The organism is Pseudomonas sp. BLCC-B112, assembly GCF_028550695.1.
Classification (GTDB): Bacteria; Pseudomonadota; Gammaproteobacteria; order Pseudomonadales; family Pseudomonadaceae; genus Aquipseudomonas; species Aquipseudomonas danubii.
Genome location: NZ_JAQQGK010000012.1, coordinates 54,755 through 70,267 on the forward strand (window position 1 = coordinate 54,755; position 15,513 = coordinate 70,267).

Annotated in this window: 20 protein-coding genes and 1 tRNA gene; 14 read left to right on the forward strand and 7 right to left on the reverse strand. The window is 53.6% G+C overall.

The genetic code is table 11. From position 1 onward, the window contains the following. The first annotated feature begins 8 nt into the window (after nt 1-8). The 4 genes from pheT (at nt 9) to PQT43_RS26955 (ending at nt 3,195) form a co-directional block, all read left to right on the forward strand. Nucleotides 9-2,387 carry a phenylalanine--tRNA ligase subunit beta gene (gene pheT / locus PQT43_RS26940; protein WP_253084557.1) on the forward strand — a complete coding sequence of 793 codons (2,379 nt, stop codon included), beginning with the start codon at nt 9-11 and terminating at the stop codon, nt 2,385-2,387. A gap of 3 nt (nt 2,388-2,390) precedes the next feature. Further along, a complete protein-coding gene (gene ihfA / locus PQT43_RS26945) occupies nt 2,391-2,693 on the forward strand; it encodes an integration host factor subunit alpha (RefSeq protein WP_002553164.1) in 303 nt (100 codons plus the stop codon). Beyond that, a complete protein-coding gene (locus tag PQT43_RS26950; RefSeq protein WP_007920509.1) occupies nt 2,674-3,030 on the forward strand; it encodes a MerR family transcriptional regulator in 357 nt (118 codons plus the stop codon). Before ihfA ends, PQT43_RS26950 begins: the two co-directional genes overlap by 20 nt. 88 nt (nt 3,031-3,118) lie before the next feature. Next, nucleotides 3,119-3,195 (forward strand) — tRNA-Pro (locus PQT43_RS26955). Nucleotides 3,196-3,284: 89 nt separating this feature from the next. Here the strand turns inward: PQT43_RS26955 and PQT43_RS26960 are convergent. Together PQT43_RS26960 and PQT43_RS26965 are read right to left on the reverse strand one after the other, a co-directional pair. Then, nucleotides 3,285-4,397: a tyrosine-type recombinase/integrase gene (locus PQT43_RS26960; protein ID WP_272755159.1), complete on the reverse strand. Its 1,113-nt coding sequence runs from the start codon at nt 4,395-4,397 to the stop codon at nt 3,285-3,287. Further along, nucleotides 4,397-4,609, reverse strand: coding sequence for a hypothetical protein (locus PQT43_RS26965; protein ID WP_083457009.1), 213 nt, complete (start codon nt 4,607-4,609; stop codon nt 4,397-4,399). Before PQT43_RS26965 ends, PQT43_RS26960 begins: the two co-directional genes overlap by 1 nt. A gap of 846 nt (nt 4,610-5,455) precedes the next feature. On the opposite strand from PQT43_RS26965, the gene PQT43_RS26970 reads away from it, so the two are divergent. From PQT43_RS26970 to PQT43_RS26990, 6 genes are all read left to right on the forward strand, one after another. Continuing rightward, nucleotides 5,456-5,665: a hypothetical protein gene (locus PQT43_RS26970; RefSeq protein WP_272755076.1), complete on the forward strand. Its 210-nt coding sequence runs from the start codon at nt 5,456-5,458 to the stop codon at nt 5,663-5,665. A gap of 116 nt (nt 5,666-5,781) precedes the next feature. Then, nucleotides 5,782-6,426 (forward strand): NAD-dependent DNA ligase, encoded by a 645-nt coding sequence (locus PQT43_RS26975; protein WP_272755077.1) that lies wholly within the window; start codon nt 5,782-5,784, stop codon nt 6,424-6,426. 432 nt (nt 6,427-6,858) lie between these two features. After that, nucleotides 6,859-7,782: an ABC-three component system protein gene (locus PQT43_RS26980; RefSeq protein ID WP_272755078.1), complete on the forward strand. Its 924-nt coding sequence runs from the start codon at nt 6,859-6,861 to the stop codon at nt 7,780-7,782. Further along, on the forward strand, nt 7,779-8,018 hold the full coding sequence (locus PQT43_RS31555) for an ABC-three component system middle component 6 (protein ID WP_442962477.1): 240 nt from the start codon (nt 7,779-7,781) through the stop codon (nt 8,016-8,018). The genes PQT43_RS26980 and PQT43_RS31555 overlap by 4 nt, the downstream gene beginning before the upstream one ends. After that, nucleotides 8,018-9,763 carry a DUF2326 domain-containing protein gene (locus PQT43_RS26985; RefSeq protein WP_272755079.1) on the forward strand — a complete coding sequence of 582 codons (1,746 nt, stop codon included), beginning with the start codon at nt 8,018-8,020 and terminating at the stop codon, nt 9,761-9,763. Before PQT43_RS31555 ends, PQT43_RS26985 begins: the two co-directional genes overlap by 1 nt. Nucleotides 9,764-9,955: 192 nt before the next feature. Then, entirely contained in the window at nt 9,956-10,384 is a 429-nt protein-coding gene (locus tag PQT43_RS26990; RefSeq protein ID WP_272755081.1) for a hypothetical protein, read from the forward strand. Between the two features lie 56 nt (nt 10,385-10,440). Here the strand turns inward: PQT43_RS26990 and PQT43_RS26995 are convergent, their stop codons facing one another. The 4 genes from PQT43_RS26995 to PQT43_RS31560 all read right to left on the reverse strand — a co-directional run bounded on the left by PQT43_RS26995 (nt 10,441) and on the right by PQT43_RS31560 (nt 12,981). Then, nucleotides 10,441-11,670 (reverse strand): hypothetical protein, encoded by a 1,230-nt coding sequence (locus PQT43_RS26995; protein ID WP_272755082.1) that lies wholly within the window; start codon nt 11,668-11,670, stop codon nt 10,441-10,443. A gap of 154 nt (nt 11,671-11,824) precedes the next feature. Beyond that, nucleotides 11,825-12,115, reverse strand: coding sequence for a HigA family addiction module antitoxin (locus tag PQT43_RS27000; protein WP_413787145.1), 291 nt, complete (start codon nt 12,113-12,115; stop codon nt 11,825-11,827). A gap of 24 nt (nt 12,116-12,139) precedes the next feature. Continuing rightward, complete coding sequence (locus PQT43_RS27005) at nt 12,140-12,418, reverse strand: type II toxin-antitoxin system RelE/ParE family toxin (protein WP_272755083.1); 279 nt, start codon at nt 12,416-12,418, stop codon at nt 12,140-12,142. Nucleotides 12,419-12,477: 59 nt separating this feature from the next. Next, nucleotides 12,478-12,981 carry a topoisomerase DNA-binding C4 zinc finger domain-containing protein gene (locus PQT43_RS31560; RefSeq protein ID WP_442962478.1) on the reverse strand — a complete coding sequence of 168 codons (504 nt, stop codon included), beginning with the start codon at nt 12,979-12,981 and terminating at the stop codon, nt 12,478-12,480. Nucleotides 12,982-13,222: 241 nt separating this feature from the next. Between PQT43_RS31560 and PQT43_RS27010 the strand changes: the two genes are divergently transcribed. The 3 genes from PQT43_RS27010 to PQT43_RS27020 all read left to right on the forward strand — a co-directional run bounded on the left by PQT43_RS27010 (nt 13,223) and on the right by PQT43_RS27020 (nt 14,714). Continuing rightward, nucleotides 13,223-13,516 (forward strand): hypothetical protein, encoded by a 294-nt coding sequence (locus tag PQT43_RS27010; protein WP_272755084.1) that lies wholly within the window; start codon nt 13,223-13,225, stop codon nt 13,514-13,516. Then, nucleotides 13,500-14,342: a hypothetical protein gene (locus tag PQT43_RS27015; protein WP_272755086.1), complete on the forward strand. Its 843-nt coding sequence runs from the start codon at nt 13,500-13,502 to the stop codon at nt 14,340-14,342. The genes PQT43_RS27010 and PQT43_RS27015 overlap by 17 nt, the downstream gene beginning before the upstream one ends. Nucleotides 14,343-14,444: 102 nt before the next feature. After that, a complete protein-coding gene (locus PQT43_RS27020) occupies nt 14,445-14,714 on the forward strand; it encodes a helix-turn-helix transcriptional regulator (RefSeq protein WP_272755087.1) in 270 nt (89 codons plus the stop codon). A gap of 11 nt (nt 14,715-14,725) precedes the next feature. On the opposite strand, the gene PQT43_RS27025 is transcribed toward PQT43_RS27020, so the two are convergent. Continuing rightward, the gene (locus PQT43_RS27025) at nt 14,726-15,202 is read right to left on the reverse strand and encodes an Arc family DNA-binding protein (RefSeq protein ID WP_336314632.1); all 477 of its coding nucleotides are present in this window, start codon (nt 15,200-15,202) and stop codon (nt 14,726-14,728) included. Nucleotides 15,203-15,322: 120 nt separating this feature from the next. On the opposite strand from PQT43_RS27025, the gene PQT43_RS27030 reads away from it, so the two are divergent. After that, nucleotides 15,323-15,496 (forward strand): Arc family DNA-binding protein, encoded by a 174-nt coding sequence (locus PQT43_RS27030; RefSeq protein ID WP_272755088.1) that lies wholly within the window; start codon nt 15,323-15,325, stop codon nt 15,494-15,496. Nucleotides 15,497-15,513: the final 17 nt, after the last annotated feature.

Sequence of the window (15,513 nt, forward strand, 5' to 3'; positions counted from 1 at the left end):
AGAGCAGGATGAAATTCAGTGAACAATGGCTGCGTGGCTGGGTTAGCCCGCAGGTGAGTCGTGACGAGCTGGTTGCTCGTCTGTCGATGGCCGGTCTTGAGGTTGACAGCGTAACACCAGCCGCCGGTGATTTCAGTGGTGTAGTGGTGGGTGAGGTGCTCAGCACCGAGCAGCACCCAGATGCCGACAAGCTGCGCGTATGCCAGGTCAGTAACGGCGCGGAGACCTTCCAGGTGGTTTGCGGTGCACCTAACGTGCGTCCAGGCTTGAAGATCCCATTCGCGATGATTGGCGCCGAGCTGCCGGGCGACTTCAAGATCAAGAAAGCCAAGCTGCGTGGCGTTGAGTCCAACGGCATGCTGTGTTCCCAAGCCGAACTGCAGATTGGTGAAGGCAGTGATGGTCTGATGGAGCTGCCGGCCGATGCTCCGGTGGGGGAGGACGTTCGCGTCTATCTGAACCTGGACGATGCCAGTATTGAGGTCGATCTGACTCCAAACCGTGGTGACTGCCTGTCGCTTGCCGGTCTGGCCCGTGAGGTCGGTGCGCTCTATGCCGCTAAAGTGCAGCGCCCTGAAGTAAAAGTGGTTGCCGCAGTGCACGACGAAGTACGCCCTGTGGAAGTGCTTGCTCCGACGGCCTGCCCGCGCTATCTGGGTCGGGTTATTCGCAATGTCGATTTGTCCAAGCCGACCCCTCTGTGGATGGTTGAACGCTTGCGTCGCGCCGACGTGCGCAGTATCGATGCGGCGGTGGACATCACCAACTATGTGATGCTCGAACTGGGCCAGCCGCTGCATGCTTTCGATCTCGCCGAAATCAACGGCGGTATTCGAGTGCGCATGGCCGAAGAGGGCGAGAAACTGGTACTGCTCGACGGCCAGGAAGTTACCCTGCGTAGCGATACCCTAGTGATTGCTGACCACACCCGTGCTCTGGCAATCGCTGGCGTTATGGGCGGTGAGCACAGTGGCGTTACCGCAAACACCCGCGATGTGTTTTTGGAAAGCGCTTTCTTCGACCAGATTTCGGTTGCTGGCAAAGCCCGTTCCTATGGCCTGCATACCGATGCTTCTCATCGCTATGAGCGTGGTGTGGACTGGCAGTTGGCTCGCGAGGCCATGGAGCGTGCAACTGGCTTGTTGCTGGAGATCACTGGCGGCGAAGCTGGTCCGATCATCGAAGCTGTCAGCGAGCAGCACTTGCCATCTGTTGCACCTGTGACGCTACGCGCTGAGCGCATCACCCAGATGCTGGGCATGGAAATCGACGGTCCTGAGGTCGAGCGTCTGCTCACCGCGTTGGGCTTGACAGTCACTGCCGATGGCGCAGGCCAATGGCGCGTTGAAGTGCCAAGCCACCGTTTCGATATCAGCCTTGAAGTCGACTTGATCGAAGAGTTGGCGCGTCTCTACGGCTACAACCGTTTGCCGGTTCGTTATCCGCAAGCTCGCCTGGCTCCTCAGGCTAAGGCGGAAGCGCAAGGTGATCTGCCTGCCCTGCGGCGTCTGCTGGTAGCCCGTGGTTATCAGGAAGCAATCACTTACAGCTTCATCGATCCGAAATTGTTTGAGCAGTTCAATCCAGGTGTTGAACCGCTGCTATTGGCCAACCCGATTTCGGCTGACATGGCGGCCATGCGCTCTTCTTTGTGGCCTGGCCTGGTCAAGGCACTTCAGCACAACCTGAACCGTCAGCAAGATCGCGTCCGCATGTTTGAAAGCGGCTTGCGCTTTATCGGTCAACTGGAAGGCTTGAAGCAGCAGCCAATGTTGGCCGGCGTCGTTTGCGGCAGTCGCTTGCCTGAAGGTTGGGCGCAAGGTCGCGACGGTGTCGACTTCTTTGACGTCAAGGCAGATGTCGAGGCAGTGCTGGGCCTTGCTGGCGCACTGGATGAATTCACTTTTGCTCCGGGCAAGCATCCTGCGCTGCATCCTGGCCAGACTGCACGTATCGAGCGTGATGGTCGTGAGGTCGGTTATCTGGGGGCTATTCACCCGGAACTGGCAAAAAACCTCGGCCTGGATCGTCCGGTTTACGTGTTTGAGCTGGTTCTGGGCGAGGTGGCTCAAGGTCGTCTTCCTAAGTTCCACGAGCTTTCGCGTTTCCCAGAAGTACGCCGTGACCTGGCATTGCTGGCGGATCGTGACGTGGCGGCGAGCGCAGTACTGGACGTAATTCGTGAAAATGCAGGCGAATGGCTGACAGACCTCAGGCTCTTTGACGTCTATCAGGGTAAAGGCATTGATCCGCATAGAAAAAGCCTTGCCGTCGGCTTGACCTGGCAGCATCCATCGCGCACTCTTAATGACGATGAGGTGAACTCCACGACACAAAACATCCTCACCTCGCTCGAACAAAGGTTGAACGCCACGTTAAGGAAGTGACGTATGGGGGCTCTGACGAAAGCTGAAATGGCCGAACGTCTCTACGAAGAGCTAGGCCTGAATAAACGCGAGGCCAAGGAATTGGTCGAGCTTTTCTTTGAAGAAATCAGGCACGCTCTCGAAGATAACGAACAGGTCAAATTGTCCGGTTTCGGTAACTTCGACCTTCGGGATAAACGCCAGCGTCCTGGCCGCAACCCGAAAACGGGTGAAGAAATCCCGATCACGGCTCGCCGTGTGGTCACCTTTCGTCCAGGGCAGAAGTTGAAGGCCCGAGTTGAGGCTTATGCTGGAACCAAGTCATAACGACGAGCTCCCGGTCATCCCGGGTAAGCGCTACTTCACCATCGGTGAAGTCAGCGAGCTCTGTGCGGTAAAACCGCATGTGCTGCGTTATTGGGAGCAAGAGTTTCCTCAACTCAACCCCGTCAAACGCCGCGGAAATCGCCGGTATTATCAGCGCCAGGACGTGTTGATGATCCGGCAGATCCGCGCGTTGCTTTATGATCAGGGGTTTACCATCGGTGGAGCGCGCTTGCGCCTTTCCGGTGATGAGGCCAAAGACGACACCACCCAATACAAGCAACTGATCCGTCAGATGATCTCTGAGCTTGAAGATGTGCTTGTGGTGCTCAAGAAGTAATTCATCGTATTAAATACTTCCACTTTTCAAAAGCTTGCGGTATATTCCTCAACGTTTCCTGAGAAGTGAAACAGGTTTCACGCCTAGTCGGGGCGTAGCGCAGTCCGGTAGCGCACTAGCATGGGGTGCTAGGGGTCGAGTGTTCGAATCACTCCGTCCCGACCATATTTTTTGATGAAAATCAGACACTTAAGCCGATCATCTAGATCGGCTTTTTTGTGTCTGCGCAAAACCCGCGCAAAACTTGCGCAAAACTAACCGGTAATTTCGCTGATATTTAGGTCTGGAATTGCTTCTGACCAGACAATTTCGGCGTGGTCTTTCTGGTAGTTTTTGGTCATGGTCTCGCTGGCGTGGCCGGCGATCTTCTGACCGTCCTTTCCGGCTTTCTGATACAGGTGCAGCGACAGCGCCCGCACTTCATGGAAGCCCGGCATTTCCCCCTCTTTCCATCCCTTGTAGCAACCCGCCGCTTCCCGGGCTTCTTTGAAGACTCGCGTCAAATATCGTTCTTCGACCTGCGTCCAGTGGTCCTTCGTCTGCGCCTGCTTCTGCTTCTTGCGGTCTGGCCGGCGATGGATCAGGTAAGGCGAGACGATGTCATCCCGGCACTGGCTGATCACGGCCTGTAGTTCTTCGGTCACCTTGAACCGGATCCATGCCGCATCACTGGCCTTGGCCGTCTTCTGCTGCACCACATACAGAAACCCTTCCCGAACCCCATCGAATCGCATGTTGAGGATGTCGGTGCGGCGCTGCGCCGTGATCAAGGCTAGGTCGATTGCGTTCTGCAGCCAGGCCGGCGACTTCTCCCGGATGGCTTTCAGGCCTTCAACGGTGTGCCGCTTGCGTTGTTTCTTCTCGATTCGGTTGATTGTGCTGGCTGCTGGGTTGTCCGGGCACAGGCCTTTAGCAGCTGCGTGGTTGAAGATGTCGATCAGCAGTGCGCGGCACTGGTTTGCAGTCCGAGGCGTGAGGGAGTCCAGCATCTCCGCGATCATTCGGATCGTGATCTCGTCGAGGGCCTGGCCTTCGAAGTGCTTTCGAAAGCGGCGAAAGTGGACGGCATAAAGGCCCAGGGTGCCCTTGGCTAGCTCGCGTGGCGGCAGGACATCGCGCTCATAGATATCGAGGAAGCCGGCGAAAGATTCAGATGCGTTGCCCATTACCGTGCCCACCAGATCGGCTCCGCGCATGAACTCCAGGTTCAACTGCTTCGCGGCGTCGATGGCTTTTAGGCGATCGGATCCGAACGGGAAGAACTTCCCGTCGGCCGGCCTCCGGTAGCGATATGTCCCGCGCCGCGCATCGAAGTACAGATTCTGCGGAAGGCTCTTGTTCGCAGTTTTGCGCGGCCTTGGTGCCATCATGCAGCTCCTTTCAATACCATCGCGACGAGATCGTTACCGGCTGACTTGGTGAATGCAGCCCAGTCAACGTACCAGAGCTTGCCTATCTGCTCGCCGGGCACCTTGCCGTTGCGGATGTAGTTTCGGATTGCCTGGGGGCATGGTGGAGTGCCGTTTTTACCCCAGTGTCTGCGCTGAAATTCGCTTATTTTTATCAACTCTCGGTTCATTGGTTACACCCGGTTGATAGGCGATTGGAGTACCGCACGGGAAAGGCTTCTCCCTCCCACCGGCCAGGCTTTCCGCGTATCGCGCCATATTGCTCGAAGCGTCGAGGATTCTTGCTAGCGAACAGCTTCTCGCATGCCTCAAGCAGGGCTGTCTCATCCTCTATCGCCATCAACTCCTGGCCAGCAATCGATCCAACTTGAATCCATCCCGACTTGGCGCGTCCGTAGTTCTCCGTCTTGAATAGGCGGTAGCGATTCCGGTGTCCGGTATTGGGGGATGAGGTTTCAGAGTTCAGGTAGAAGGCGACACCCTTACCTCGCACCCGCAGGAGTGTTCTAGCCATTCTGGTGCTCTCCCTGCTCCGCGGTAGCTTTCAGTTTGAGGCTGATACCGCATGCTGCAGCCAGGGAGGTGAGCTCACCGACGGTTGTTGATGCTTCCTGTAGCGCTTGGCCGAAGCGAATCAGGCGAGCGCCAAGACTGGCGAATTCATTTCCATGAGAGGGGGTTGTAGTAACGGGCATGCTTTTCTCCAGGCAAGCTGAGGGCCTGCCGCGTTGTTGGCTTCGCAAAACTGGATGGGGGTAAACCAGCTCGCGGCTGGCGTTTAGCTAAATTAGCATAAAGTAATGTTTATGCAATGCATTTTGCTAAATTTCAAATTGCTAATTTTTGAGTAAGGCAGGGCAGGGCTTGCTAATCGTAGCGGCGAAGTAATGGTGCTAGATTCTGTATCAGGGGAGTTCTGACTGGCGCTATGAATAGATTTTGGGTCTGAGGGAAGCCTGCGTCTTGATAGGTGGAGTTTTCGTGCTGATCCTCCAGCGCTTCGGAAGTGTTATTGAATGACAAAGAAACAGCCAGCGGATGCCAAGACTGTGACTGCCGCTGATATCGAGCGGTCTATCCAGGCCCTCAACAAAATGGCTGAACGGTTTTGGGGGGATGGTAGGGAGGTCGAAGCAAAAGCCCTCCTAGACGCGCTAGATGGATTAAACAGGGCCTTAGATAGAATCAGAATCGGTGAAAGTCGCAGGGGTAGGACGCTTCATTGAGAAACGTGGCTGTGCTTGGTTAAAGGTACGGCGGCTGATCCCCATCTCTGAACGGAATCATCCGCCTCTATTAGGATTTACAATCACTATCGCGCATCATCTAAAAAGGAATTGAGATGACTGACATTCACGCTGAATTCGAGCAGAGCAAGTACTTCCATCGCTCCAGGATAGATAGACGCTCAGCTGACGCTCTCGTTGGTTTAGCGGCAGGCCTAGCCGCTGACGGCGTTGTGTCTACTGCTGAGGGCCTATTCCTCAAGGACTGGCTTGAAACGAATCTCGCTCACATTGATGATCCAGTCATCAACCTGCTGTATTCGCGGCTCTCTAACATGCTCTTGGATGGGGTGCTAGACCCAGAGGAGTCTATTGAACTTATCGGCTTGCTGCAGAGCTTTTCGGGCCTGAGTGCCGAAAAGCCAAAGGCTAGCGATCAAACCTTCAGCACGCCCAACGACCTTCCCTTCAATCGTCCAGAACCAGATCTCACTTGGGACGGCAGATTGTTCGTTTTCACTGGAATCATGGCCTACGGACCTCGAAAAGACTGTCAGGCCTTAGTAGAAGAGCGTGGCGGCATCATCGGTGGAGCGGTGAGTAAAAAAATTCACTACCTAGTGGTTGGCAGCATTGGAAATGACCAGTGGCGCCACAGTTCCTACGGGACAAAAATAATGAAGGCGGTGGAGTTGAGAGAGGCTGGAACACCTATCGCCATCATCGGTGAGCAGCAATGGCAGCGCGCACTTTTTGGCTGAGTTGATGAGGTAGGGCTAATTCCTGATGGAGTTTCTAGAGTTCTTGGGAAATCTTTGCAGCTCACTCTGCAATTACCAACCCTATCAAAAACCTCGTCGCGTCTTCACGCGTGGGTTCGTCGCTTTCTGCGTGATGGTTGTGGTGATTGAGCTGATGACACTAAGCCATTTCTATGGACAGCCAGGTTGGTGCTTGGGGTTGTGCAGGGAAATACTGCAAGGACCCTCACCCTGAGCAAGTAGAACCATTAGCCTCACCACTACCTGAAAGACGGAGGCGCCGCTCAAGTGGTAAGGCGTCGACCTAGTGAAGTTCCTGATGCGGTTCTCTGAGGTCGGCCAGGAAGACGAGGCCAAAGAACTGCTTAATCGCGACAGGGCTCCAAACGGCGAAAACAAGTGGTCAGAAGGAGCGCTCCAGAAGAGATGAGAATGGACGACTTTGATTGGGAATGGCAGCGTCTGAGCGCTGAATCGGACTTCAAGGATCTAGAGGGCGATGCATTTGAAACGCGGTTTCAGTCGATCGCGAAGTCACTCTGGAAAGACGACTTCACGCCGACCATTCCAATGGGACGTCGCGGCGACCTAAAATGCGACGGGTTTCGGAGCTCTACAGGTACTGTCTACCAATGTTATGGCCCCCGATATGGCCAAGCCAGCGTCGATGAGGCATTGAAAAAGATCGATGAAGATTTCCGAGGGGCGAAAGCACATTGGGGGAGCCAGCTTGGCGAATGGAAGTTTGTGGTAAATCTGTATCGCGACAAGCTGCCCTCAGAATTGGTGCGGAAGATCGAGCAGCTTGCCGAAGAGCTTGAAGTTCCGGCCGGTGCGATTACTCGGTCGGACATTTTGGATTTGATCAAAAGCGTATCGGCCGAGGAGCGAATACGGTTATATGGCCGCGCACCGCGTGCCACCGACATGGTAAGAATCACCTATGCGAACCTTGGCCGCGCCCTGTCTCTGATTCGACGCGCAATCGCCACGGATCCGAACGAACCAGTACCACTCTCCGCTGATCTTGCGACCAAAGTGACGTTTAATGCATTGTCCAGCTCGACGCGCCATTTCCTTTCGATCGGACAGACCGGCGTTGCAAAGGTTGAAGAATACCTGCGTGAACAGCCCGACCCAGAGGAGCCGGAACGCATGGCCCAAGGCTTCAAAGCGCGTTACACTGAATGCGCTATAACCGGCCTTGAGCCCGACCATATATTCAGGGAAATGGTGATTTTCGCAGGAGGCGGCACGGGCGAGGCGGAGCGCGACACAGCGGCTTTGGCAATCGTGACCCGGTTTTTCGTTACGTGTCAGATATTTGAGATTCCAGTTGTGAGTGTTACGCGGTGATTCTTCCGACGAAAAATATTAGTCCAAATCGTGCGCTACTCACGCTGGCGGGTAAAGTTTTTGACCGCTTGGGCTCCCCGCGTACCGTCTCGGGTGCGTGGGATGAGTTTCGTAAGCAGCAAGAGGACAGCCCAGTTTCCTACGCTTTTTTCATTCTAGCGATTGATCTCCTATTCCTGATGAAGCTTGTGTCCCTCGACGACAATGGCCTGATTAGTCGTCGCGTGGGAGGCTAATGATGCTGCACAATCTGAAAGCAGACTATGCGAGCTTCAAAGCGCTAAACTTCAAACCAGGCCTCAACATCATTCTTGCGACACGCGCCGATGGCGATGAGCAGGATAGGAGAATTGGCAGCGAGCGAAGGAGTCGCAACGGCGCCGGCAAATCGAGCATCATTGATCTGATTCACTTCCTCCTCGGCGGTAAGCCCGAGGGCGCGCTTACCGCCCCCACTCTAGCCGAGTGGAACTTTACTCTTAACCTTGATGTTGGATCTGAGCGGTTGGAGGCGACACGCAGCGTCGCCAACGCCAAGCAGGTATTTCTCCGATCTGCGCAGTTCGGTGAATACCGTATTCAAAACACGCAGTGGTGCAAACAGCTCGGCGAGGAATGGTTCGCTCTTCAGGAGAAGCGCGGCAATGGCGATGTCACATACCGCCAACTCATTAGCTATTTCGCCCGACGCAGACGTGACGGTGGTCTCGATAGTCCTTCCAGAACCTTCCGAAATCAGCCCGTTGCATCATCCGAAACCTCACTCGCACACCTTTTTGGCCTTGATGCGGAGTTGGTGCGCTGCCTGCACCAGGCAAAGGCGGCACTCAAGCAAACTAAAGAGACACAAAAAGCGTTAGCCGCACTGGACAAAACTGCGGCGGAAGGGAGCAAGCGCGCTGACCTTGAGGCGCAAATCGAGGCACAAATCGCCTCGGTGAAGTTAGGCCGCGATCGTTTGGCCGAGCGCATCGAAGCCTTCAACGTCCTCCCTGCTTTTCGCGAGCTAGAGTTCGAGTTAGCAACTCTTAATCAGCATTTTCGTGAGCTGTCTGACGGTGATGTGATTGATTTGGAAGCGATCGATGTAAACTTTCGCACCTTGAAGGCGGAGGTATTTACAGAATCGCCAGATATTGCACGGCTTTTCGACGAGGCGAGAATAATCTTTCCTGATTTGGTGACTGGTCGGTATGAAGAGGTGCAACGCTTCCACGAACAGTTAGTCGAGAACCGGCAGTCCCACCTGCAAAGCGAAATCGCAGCGGCGCAGCAGCGAATTGCCAACCGCAAGCCTTTGCGCGAGCAGATAGAAGCACGGCGACGTGATATCACACGATCACTGCGTGCGAGCGGCCCTGCTGACGAATTACTTCGGCTCCGCGATGAGCTCTCCGGGCGCGAATCAGAACTCAAGCAGTTGGAGGGTCGTCTACAGGAAGCTCGCAAGCTCGAAGAGCGCGCCGAGCAGCTTGAGCGCGAGGTAGAGGAGGCTGTTCGCGCGTTACGCCAGGACCGCCGCGAGCGATCTGCAATAGTAGATATGGCAAGCCGGACATTCTCAGAAATCTCTGAGCGCCTGTACGAGACGCCGGGTCAGCTGGCCATTTCCGCTACCGAGAACGGTTTGCGTTTCCTACCACAGACCCCTGCCGACGGCAGCGCCGGCGTGATGAGCATGGAGATTTTCTGTTTCGATCTCACCTTAGCAACACTGGCCCAAAGTCGCGGTGAAGGCCCAGGCTTTATCATTCACGACAGTCATCTTTTCGAACCTGTCGACGGTCGACAGTTCGCGCGAGCCCTCCAGATAGCCGCCGACTTTTCCGCACGAACAGGCATCCAATACATAGCGCTCCTCAACTCAGATGAGATCGTTCGGGCAGAGCGCGAGGGGGGCGTCAGCTTTGCGGAATATGTTCTTGAAACTGAGCTTTCAGATACTCCAGATGGCGGCCTTTTCGGAACTCGCTTCGACTAGAATTATTAGGTGTGACGCCACTCAACCTCTCTGATTGCTTAGCTGCTGCAACCTGATTAGCCCGGCCCCATGCCGGGCTTCTTATATCTGTAAGGCTCCCTTCACGGTGTTACGATTACCGACCTTAATTGCCTAAACCTATTTCCAGTGCCCACCACCATCCGCGCCAACGAACTCGACCTATGCGTCTCCATGTCTGACTTTGTCACATGGTTAGAGGACGAGTGCATACCCAATCCTAATCTGGCAGCGGCCTTTAAGGCTATGGGGGTCACCCTCAATATCACCGAGCTCTACGACACCTATTTCGACGACACACCCGTTGGCGCTGGCGACGTGCACATTTATCCATCCGCTGAGAATAAAAGCTTCCTGGTCATCGATCTGTATCGAGAGCTAACCGATCAGCTTGATATCGTTACCGCCTCATTGAAAATTGAGGCAGAGCTACTCACATTAGTTCTGCCGCATCTGAGGCGTTTTTTTGATGCCGCCGAATGTCAGGTTGCATTTAGGCAATCCAGCCATTCACAACAGCTACGTTCACTGATCGATGAAGGCAGGTACCCGGTCCTGATAGATGAGAGTGGATATCGGCAGCAGCTAATTGCCCATATTTAAAGTCTCTTACCCCCTGGCCTGAATTCGATCCACCGCCACTGAGCGGGCTTTTTACTCTAGGTTGAGGGGAGAGCGGCAACCAGCTCCTCAAGGGAGATAATGTCTGTCTCCAGGTAGGAAGATCCGGCGTATGTCATAGCTAGCTGTTCGCCTCCAACCTCTACTATGTCGACAAGCCCGAACAGGGAGAGCAGCTCGAGTCCTTCGACCTTACCTATCTCTGGTTCTTCAGAGTCATCCTCATCAGTGAACTGAGCAGCGAGGTGCTGTGCCTCCTTATGGGCCTCGAGCAGTTCTATTGCTGTGGGCGCCCAGTGCTTGGAGTGATCACAATAGGTGATGGTGTTTGGATGTCCTGAGCTCATGAGGTAGTAGGCGTATTTCCCAACGAGTGCTTTGCGGTCTGGGTGTTCTGGGCCGCGGCGAATAATCCAGGCTCCATTTGGTCCTCTGGCGCTGATATGAGGGATCAAGATCAGCTGGCGGACCCACGGCGAATAGTCGAAGAAGTCGATGGGGAGGGCTGGGCGGCCTAGATGTACCTCAGAGCTACCGCATCTAAACTTCGAATGGTAGCTATCTGCAGAGGACCATGACCCGGCTGGCTCCTGTTCTCTCATCAGTTTGATAATCGCCGGGATCAGATCCTGAGACTTGCGCCCCATCATCGGAGCGCAGCGTTTGAAATACGCTTCATCCTCTGCAGCGGCGTCGCTTGGAAGTGGGGCAAGCATCTGCTTCCCGATCTCTACAAACTCCCACTCCCAAAGTCCGTTACGCTGCATATCGACCGCGTCGTGATACTCATCATAGTAGGTCCGTAGTTGTTCATCCCGCAGCGGGATAGCGTCCGTTTCGCGAGCAGTTCTGCCGGCATGGAGATCTGGCGTGATTGCATCGATCGCTGTTTTCCAATCGCATCCTGGGCCTGACCAGATCAGAACCTCTTCTGGGAAGGCTACGCCTGATGCGTTCTCGTCCGGATTGCCAGGGTAGTAGCGCACAAGCGAAGGGGAGCCAAAGAAGGCTCTAGCCCACACCCGGGTTGAGGGCAAGGCACCTTCGCTTCGCAACCCTATTACCAGATCCAAATCTCCGCACTTCATCGCGCCGCGGGCGTAGGACCCAACGGCCCAGATCGATTTGATTTCTGTCTCGCAAGTAAATTCGCTATAGATGTCTTTATGCGTGATGGTGCGGATGGAGTGCTCATCAAGCCTCTGGCAGATCCGGATCAGCTTTTTGGTGAACGACTCACGGGGATGACGCTTTTCGAGTGCGGCCATGCTCTCATCTCTGCAGGGCGGGGCGAGGAGAACGACCGTATCATTCCGGACGTTTGTAACACCATTAGCAATGGGTACGGGGAGATAGTTTTCAGGCCGCATAAAAAAGCCCGGTCCTATAGCCGGGCTTTCTCAAGCTTCTTCTGTCACCGATTTAGGCACATTCAGGTGCACGTTGAACCTGCTGAGCAATTTCAGCACCATGGTCAATTTCTGCTTTTCGCAGGTCATAGGCGGACTGAAGATTCGCCCAGAACTGTGGGCTCGTATCAAAACAAGCAGCTAAGCGTAGAGCTACGTCTGCACTGATATTGCGACGGCCACGTACAATGTCATTGACTGTAGGCGCAGATACATTCAACAGCTTCGCAAGAGCTGCTGGAGAAAGGTCCATGGGATGGAGATATTCTTCCCTGAGAATTTCGCCCGGATGTACAGGGCGCATACCATTAATAAACACGATTTCACCTCAGTGGTAGTCTACAATCGCAACGCTTTCTGGCCCATACGCACCCCAGATGAAGCAAATTCTGAACTGGTCATTAATTCGGATGCTGTGTTGACCCTGTCGGTTCCCTTGTAGCGCTTCCAGCCGATTGCCAGGCGGCGATTTCAGATCCTGAATGCTTGTTGCTGCATCGAGCATGGTCAGCTTTCTTTGTGCGACCGAAAGGATTCCCACCCATCTCCGGGAGGACCCTGTCTTGTAGAGACTTTCTGTCTCGCCGCAGCCAAAGCTAATGATCATTATTAACGCTTAACGTTATTCGTTAAGGGGAGTGTAGTGCCATCCAAAGCCGAATAGGGCTATTCCGATGAGTGGTTGACGTTGGCGTAGCCACCCAGCTCGCTAATTTCGGCCTTCTTCGATCCCTCGCCCTCCAGGCTACATTGGCGATGGTGAAGGGACGCCCTTATCCCCTTGCATCGAGGGTATGTAGAGCATCCATAGAATTTCCTACCGGCGTAGCGTCCCTTCCTAGCAGTCCTTTCAACGACGCTACTTCCACAAAGCGGGCAGAGTCCGAGTTGAACCCATTCTGATGCCGTTGGTTTGGTAGGAAGTGGAGCTTGCGCGGCCTCACGTTTTTTACGATCTCGAGTTTCAGACCCCCCCTTGAAGAAGGAATAAATAGCAACTCCGGCGCCGAAGATCAGTAAAAGTACAATTCCGCCGGCGCCTCGACCACCTCGGCCCCCACGTCCTCCGCGACCGCCACCTCCGCGACCACCCCTCGCAAGCGTTGGGGGCGTGATTGCCAATACAGCGAGAGTCAGCAGTGCCCTGCGGGTCATATCCTTTTTACTCATGATGGCGTCCTGCCTTCGCAGATCTTTTTCGCGACTCTATCAACCTAACGTGCCCAGCTCAACGCAGCATCCTGATTGTGTTTTTGGGGCGCGCAGCTTTTGACTATTACCTTTTGCTAACTGGCGATAGACTTAGTGCTATTGCTGGTTGGGTAGACAGCTCCAGCTCTGTGCGCATGGAAATGGACGGGCTTAGCAATCGCTCGTCAGTCTGATCCGTTTAGACGGATATGGGGGGTGGATGAGTGTAGTAAAGAATTATTTGGCTGGTAAGAAAGCAGGATATATCTCATTAAAGGATTTGATAGTTGGTGTTTCAGAGTCTAATGACTGTAGCTATAGTGAGGCTGCCCTAGCTATTGCCTCTGTCATTGCAGAACACCGGATTACCACATATAAAATGGAAGCGTTTTCTGCTAAGGATCTATTCCAGTTGGCCGATGCGGTATTGGTCGAGGCTAGCGGAAATAATAATTTTAATGTGCCTATAAAATCTGGGTTAACGGATAAGTTTGCAGATGATATTCCATTCTGATTACAATAATCTCTTTCTTAAAGAAGGGGATATTATTCCGAAACTAAAAAAACTGGGTTTTGCCCTGCCCGAGAGTTGGTGCGGAATAGGAGACGCTGTGCCTCGTTGGTACAAACCCTATATGGGTAGGCGAATGTTTTCTGCTGCAGAGGTGGTAAGAATTCTATGTGGGATAGACCCAGCATATAATGGTCCTCTTGATGAGTCAGATGACCTTGAATACGATCGGTACATGGCGTTATTCATTGATTCTGTAAAACATGGAGAGCTTGTTGGTAAGGTCGACGATACTCCCGAAAAAGCCTACCTATGGGAGGTCTCACATGATGATGTCAGGTCATGGTGTAAGATAAATTCACTAGACTGGCCTTTTCGTAAAGCGAAGGAAGTTGAGCAAGCCGATTTATTAAATGCTACTGAGGAGCTCGAGCGAGTAGTTGAGCTTCAAGGGTTTCTTAACAGTGATCTTAGGGAAGAAATACAGGCTCGTCTTGAGGCGGAAACGAGAGCTGAACAAGCTGAAGCTGAGCTTGATGAGTGTCGACGCGAGTTGGCTGTAGCACTGGCTACACAAGGCATGGTTGGTTCAACAGTAACAGAGAAGGGCGATGGCAAAGGCTTGACCTTCCCCTATGCCACTAAGCAGCTGGAAGCCATGCGTGATGCTGCTCTGGCTCATTGGGCGGATCATGATAGATCCAAGCCGGCCCCCTATGGCATTCAAAAGACGGTAGCAACATTCCTGGCTGCTCGTACTGGAGAGAACGCTAGAAAGCTTGCCGAGTTAGCCGCGGCCATCAAGCCAGATGATCTTCCTAAAACCTAACCAACAAGCTGACATAGTGTCATGTCAGTATGTCAGGTCTGTCTGACAGCAGCCCTTGAGCCTCATTCTGTTTCCAGTCCCAATCAATGGCAGGAAACAGATATGTCCGAATTGAAAGATCAAGTTCTATTAGAACCAGCCAACATCATCATTCGTATGCCTGAGGTCGAGAAGATTACAGGCCTAGCGCGTTCAACGATTTACAAGCGCTTGAAAGCCGATCCAACATTCCCACGGCCTGTTCCTCTAAGTAACGCCAATACTCGCGGCTCGCCTGTTGGATTTGTTTTGGCTGAGGTCCAAGAGTGGGTGGGGCAGCGTATGACAATGAGGGGGGCATCTAGTGCACACAGGGACTTTGAGAGTATCTGATAGGAATGGAGTTATTCCTTTGGATAGCGCTTCCGAGGCTTGGGGCCCTTTGGGCCAGCAGTAAATCCAACCATTTGATCAAGCTCTCCAAGTGCTTGGAATGCTCGCCTCAGTGCTTCGCCGATTTTCTCATTGGCTTGGCTCCCATCCTTCATTAGATGAGTCTCATGAGGCCCCATGAGTGCATCTTTGTTGATGCTGGTCGTCATCCGCATTGGAGGGGGGGAGGTGTCGTCATTAATCTCGCCGTCTTGGCTGATGCTCACCTCAACAGAAAGCCCTTTTTGCCGACCCATTTCAATCAATGTGTCAACGAGCTCACCCATACCCATTGGTTCGGTGTGGTGTGATGAGAAGCTTTCTTCCAGGCGGGAAATAATCTCAGAGTGCAACGAGCGAGAGCCTTGTCTGGCGCTCTCATCCAGTCGCTGACGGAGCTCGCTCGGCATGCGTATGGGATAGGGTGATATCGCGTGTCGATCGTTCATGACAGACCTGAATTTTGTATTAAGGGCAGTATGCGAAATGAATCAAAAAGACTCAATGAGTCAACTTGACTCTTTTTTGTTGTGAGTTAATATGAGTCCACAAACGGTAAGGAGCAAGAAATGAAAGATGTGCACAAGGTTGCCCCGTTCAGCTTGAGAATTGATGAACAGCTTAAGACAAAGGTAAGAGAGGTTGCGGTAGCTCATCGTCGAAGCCTGAACGCAGAGCTTGGACTTTTGATTGAGGAGGGTTTCAAGTGGCGGGAAATTCAAAGCAAGCAGGCAATAGCCTGAAACGAAGAAGTCCCGAC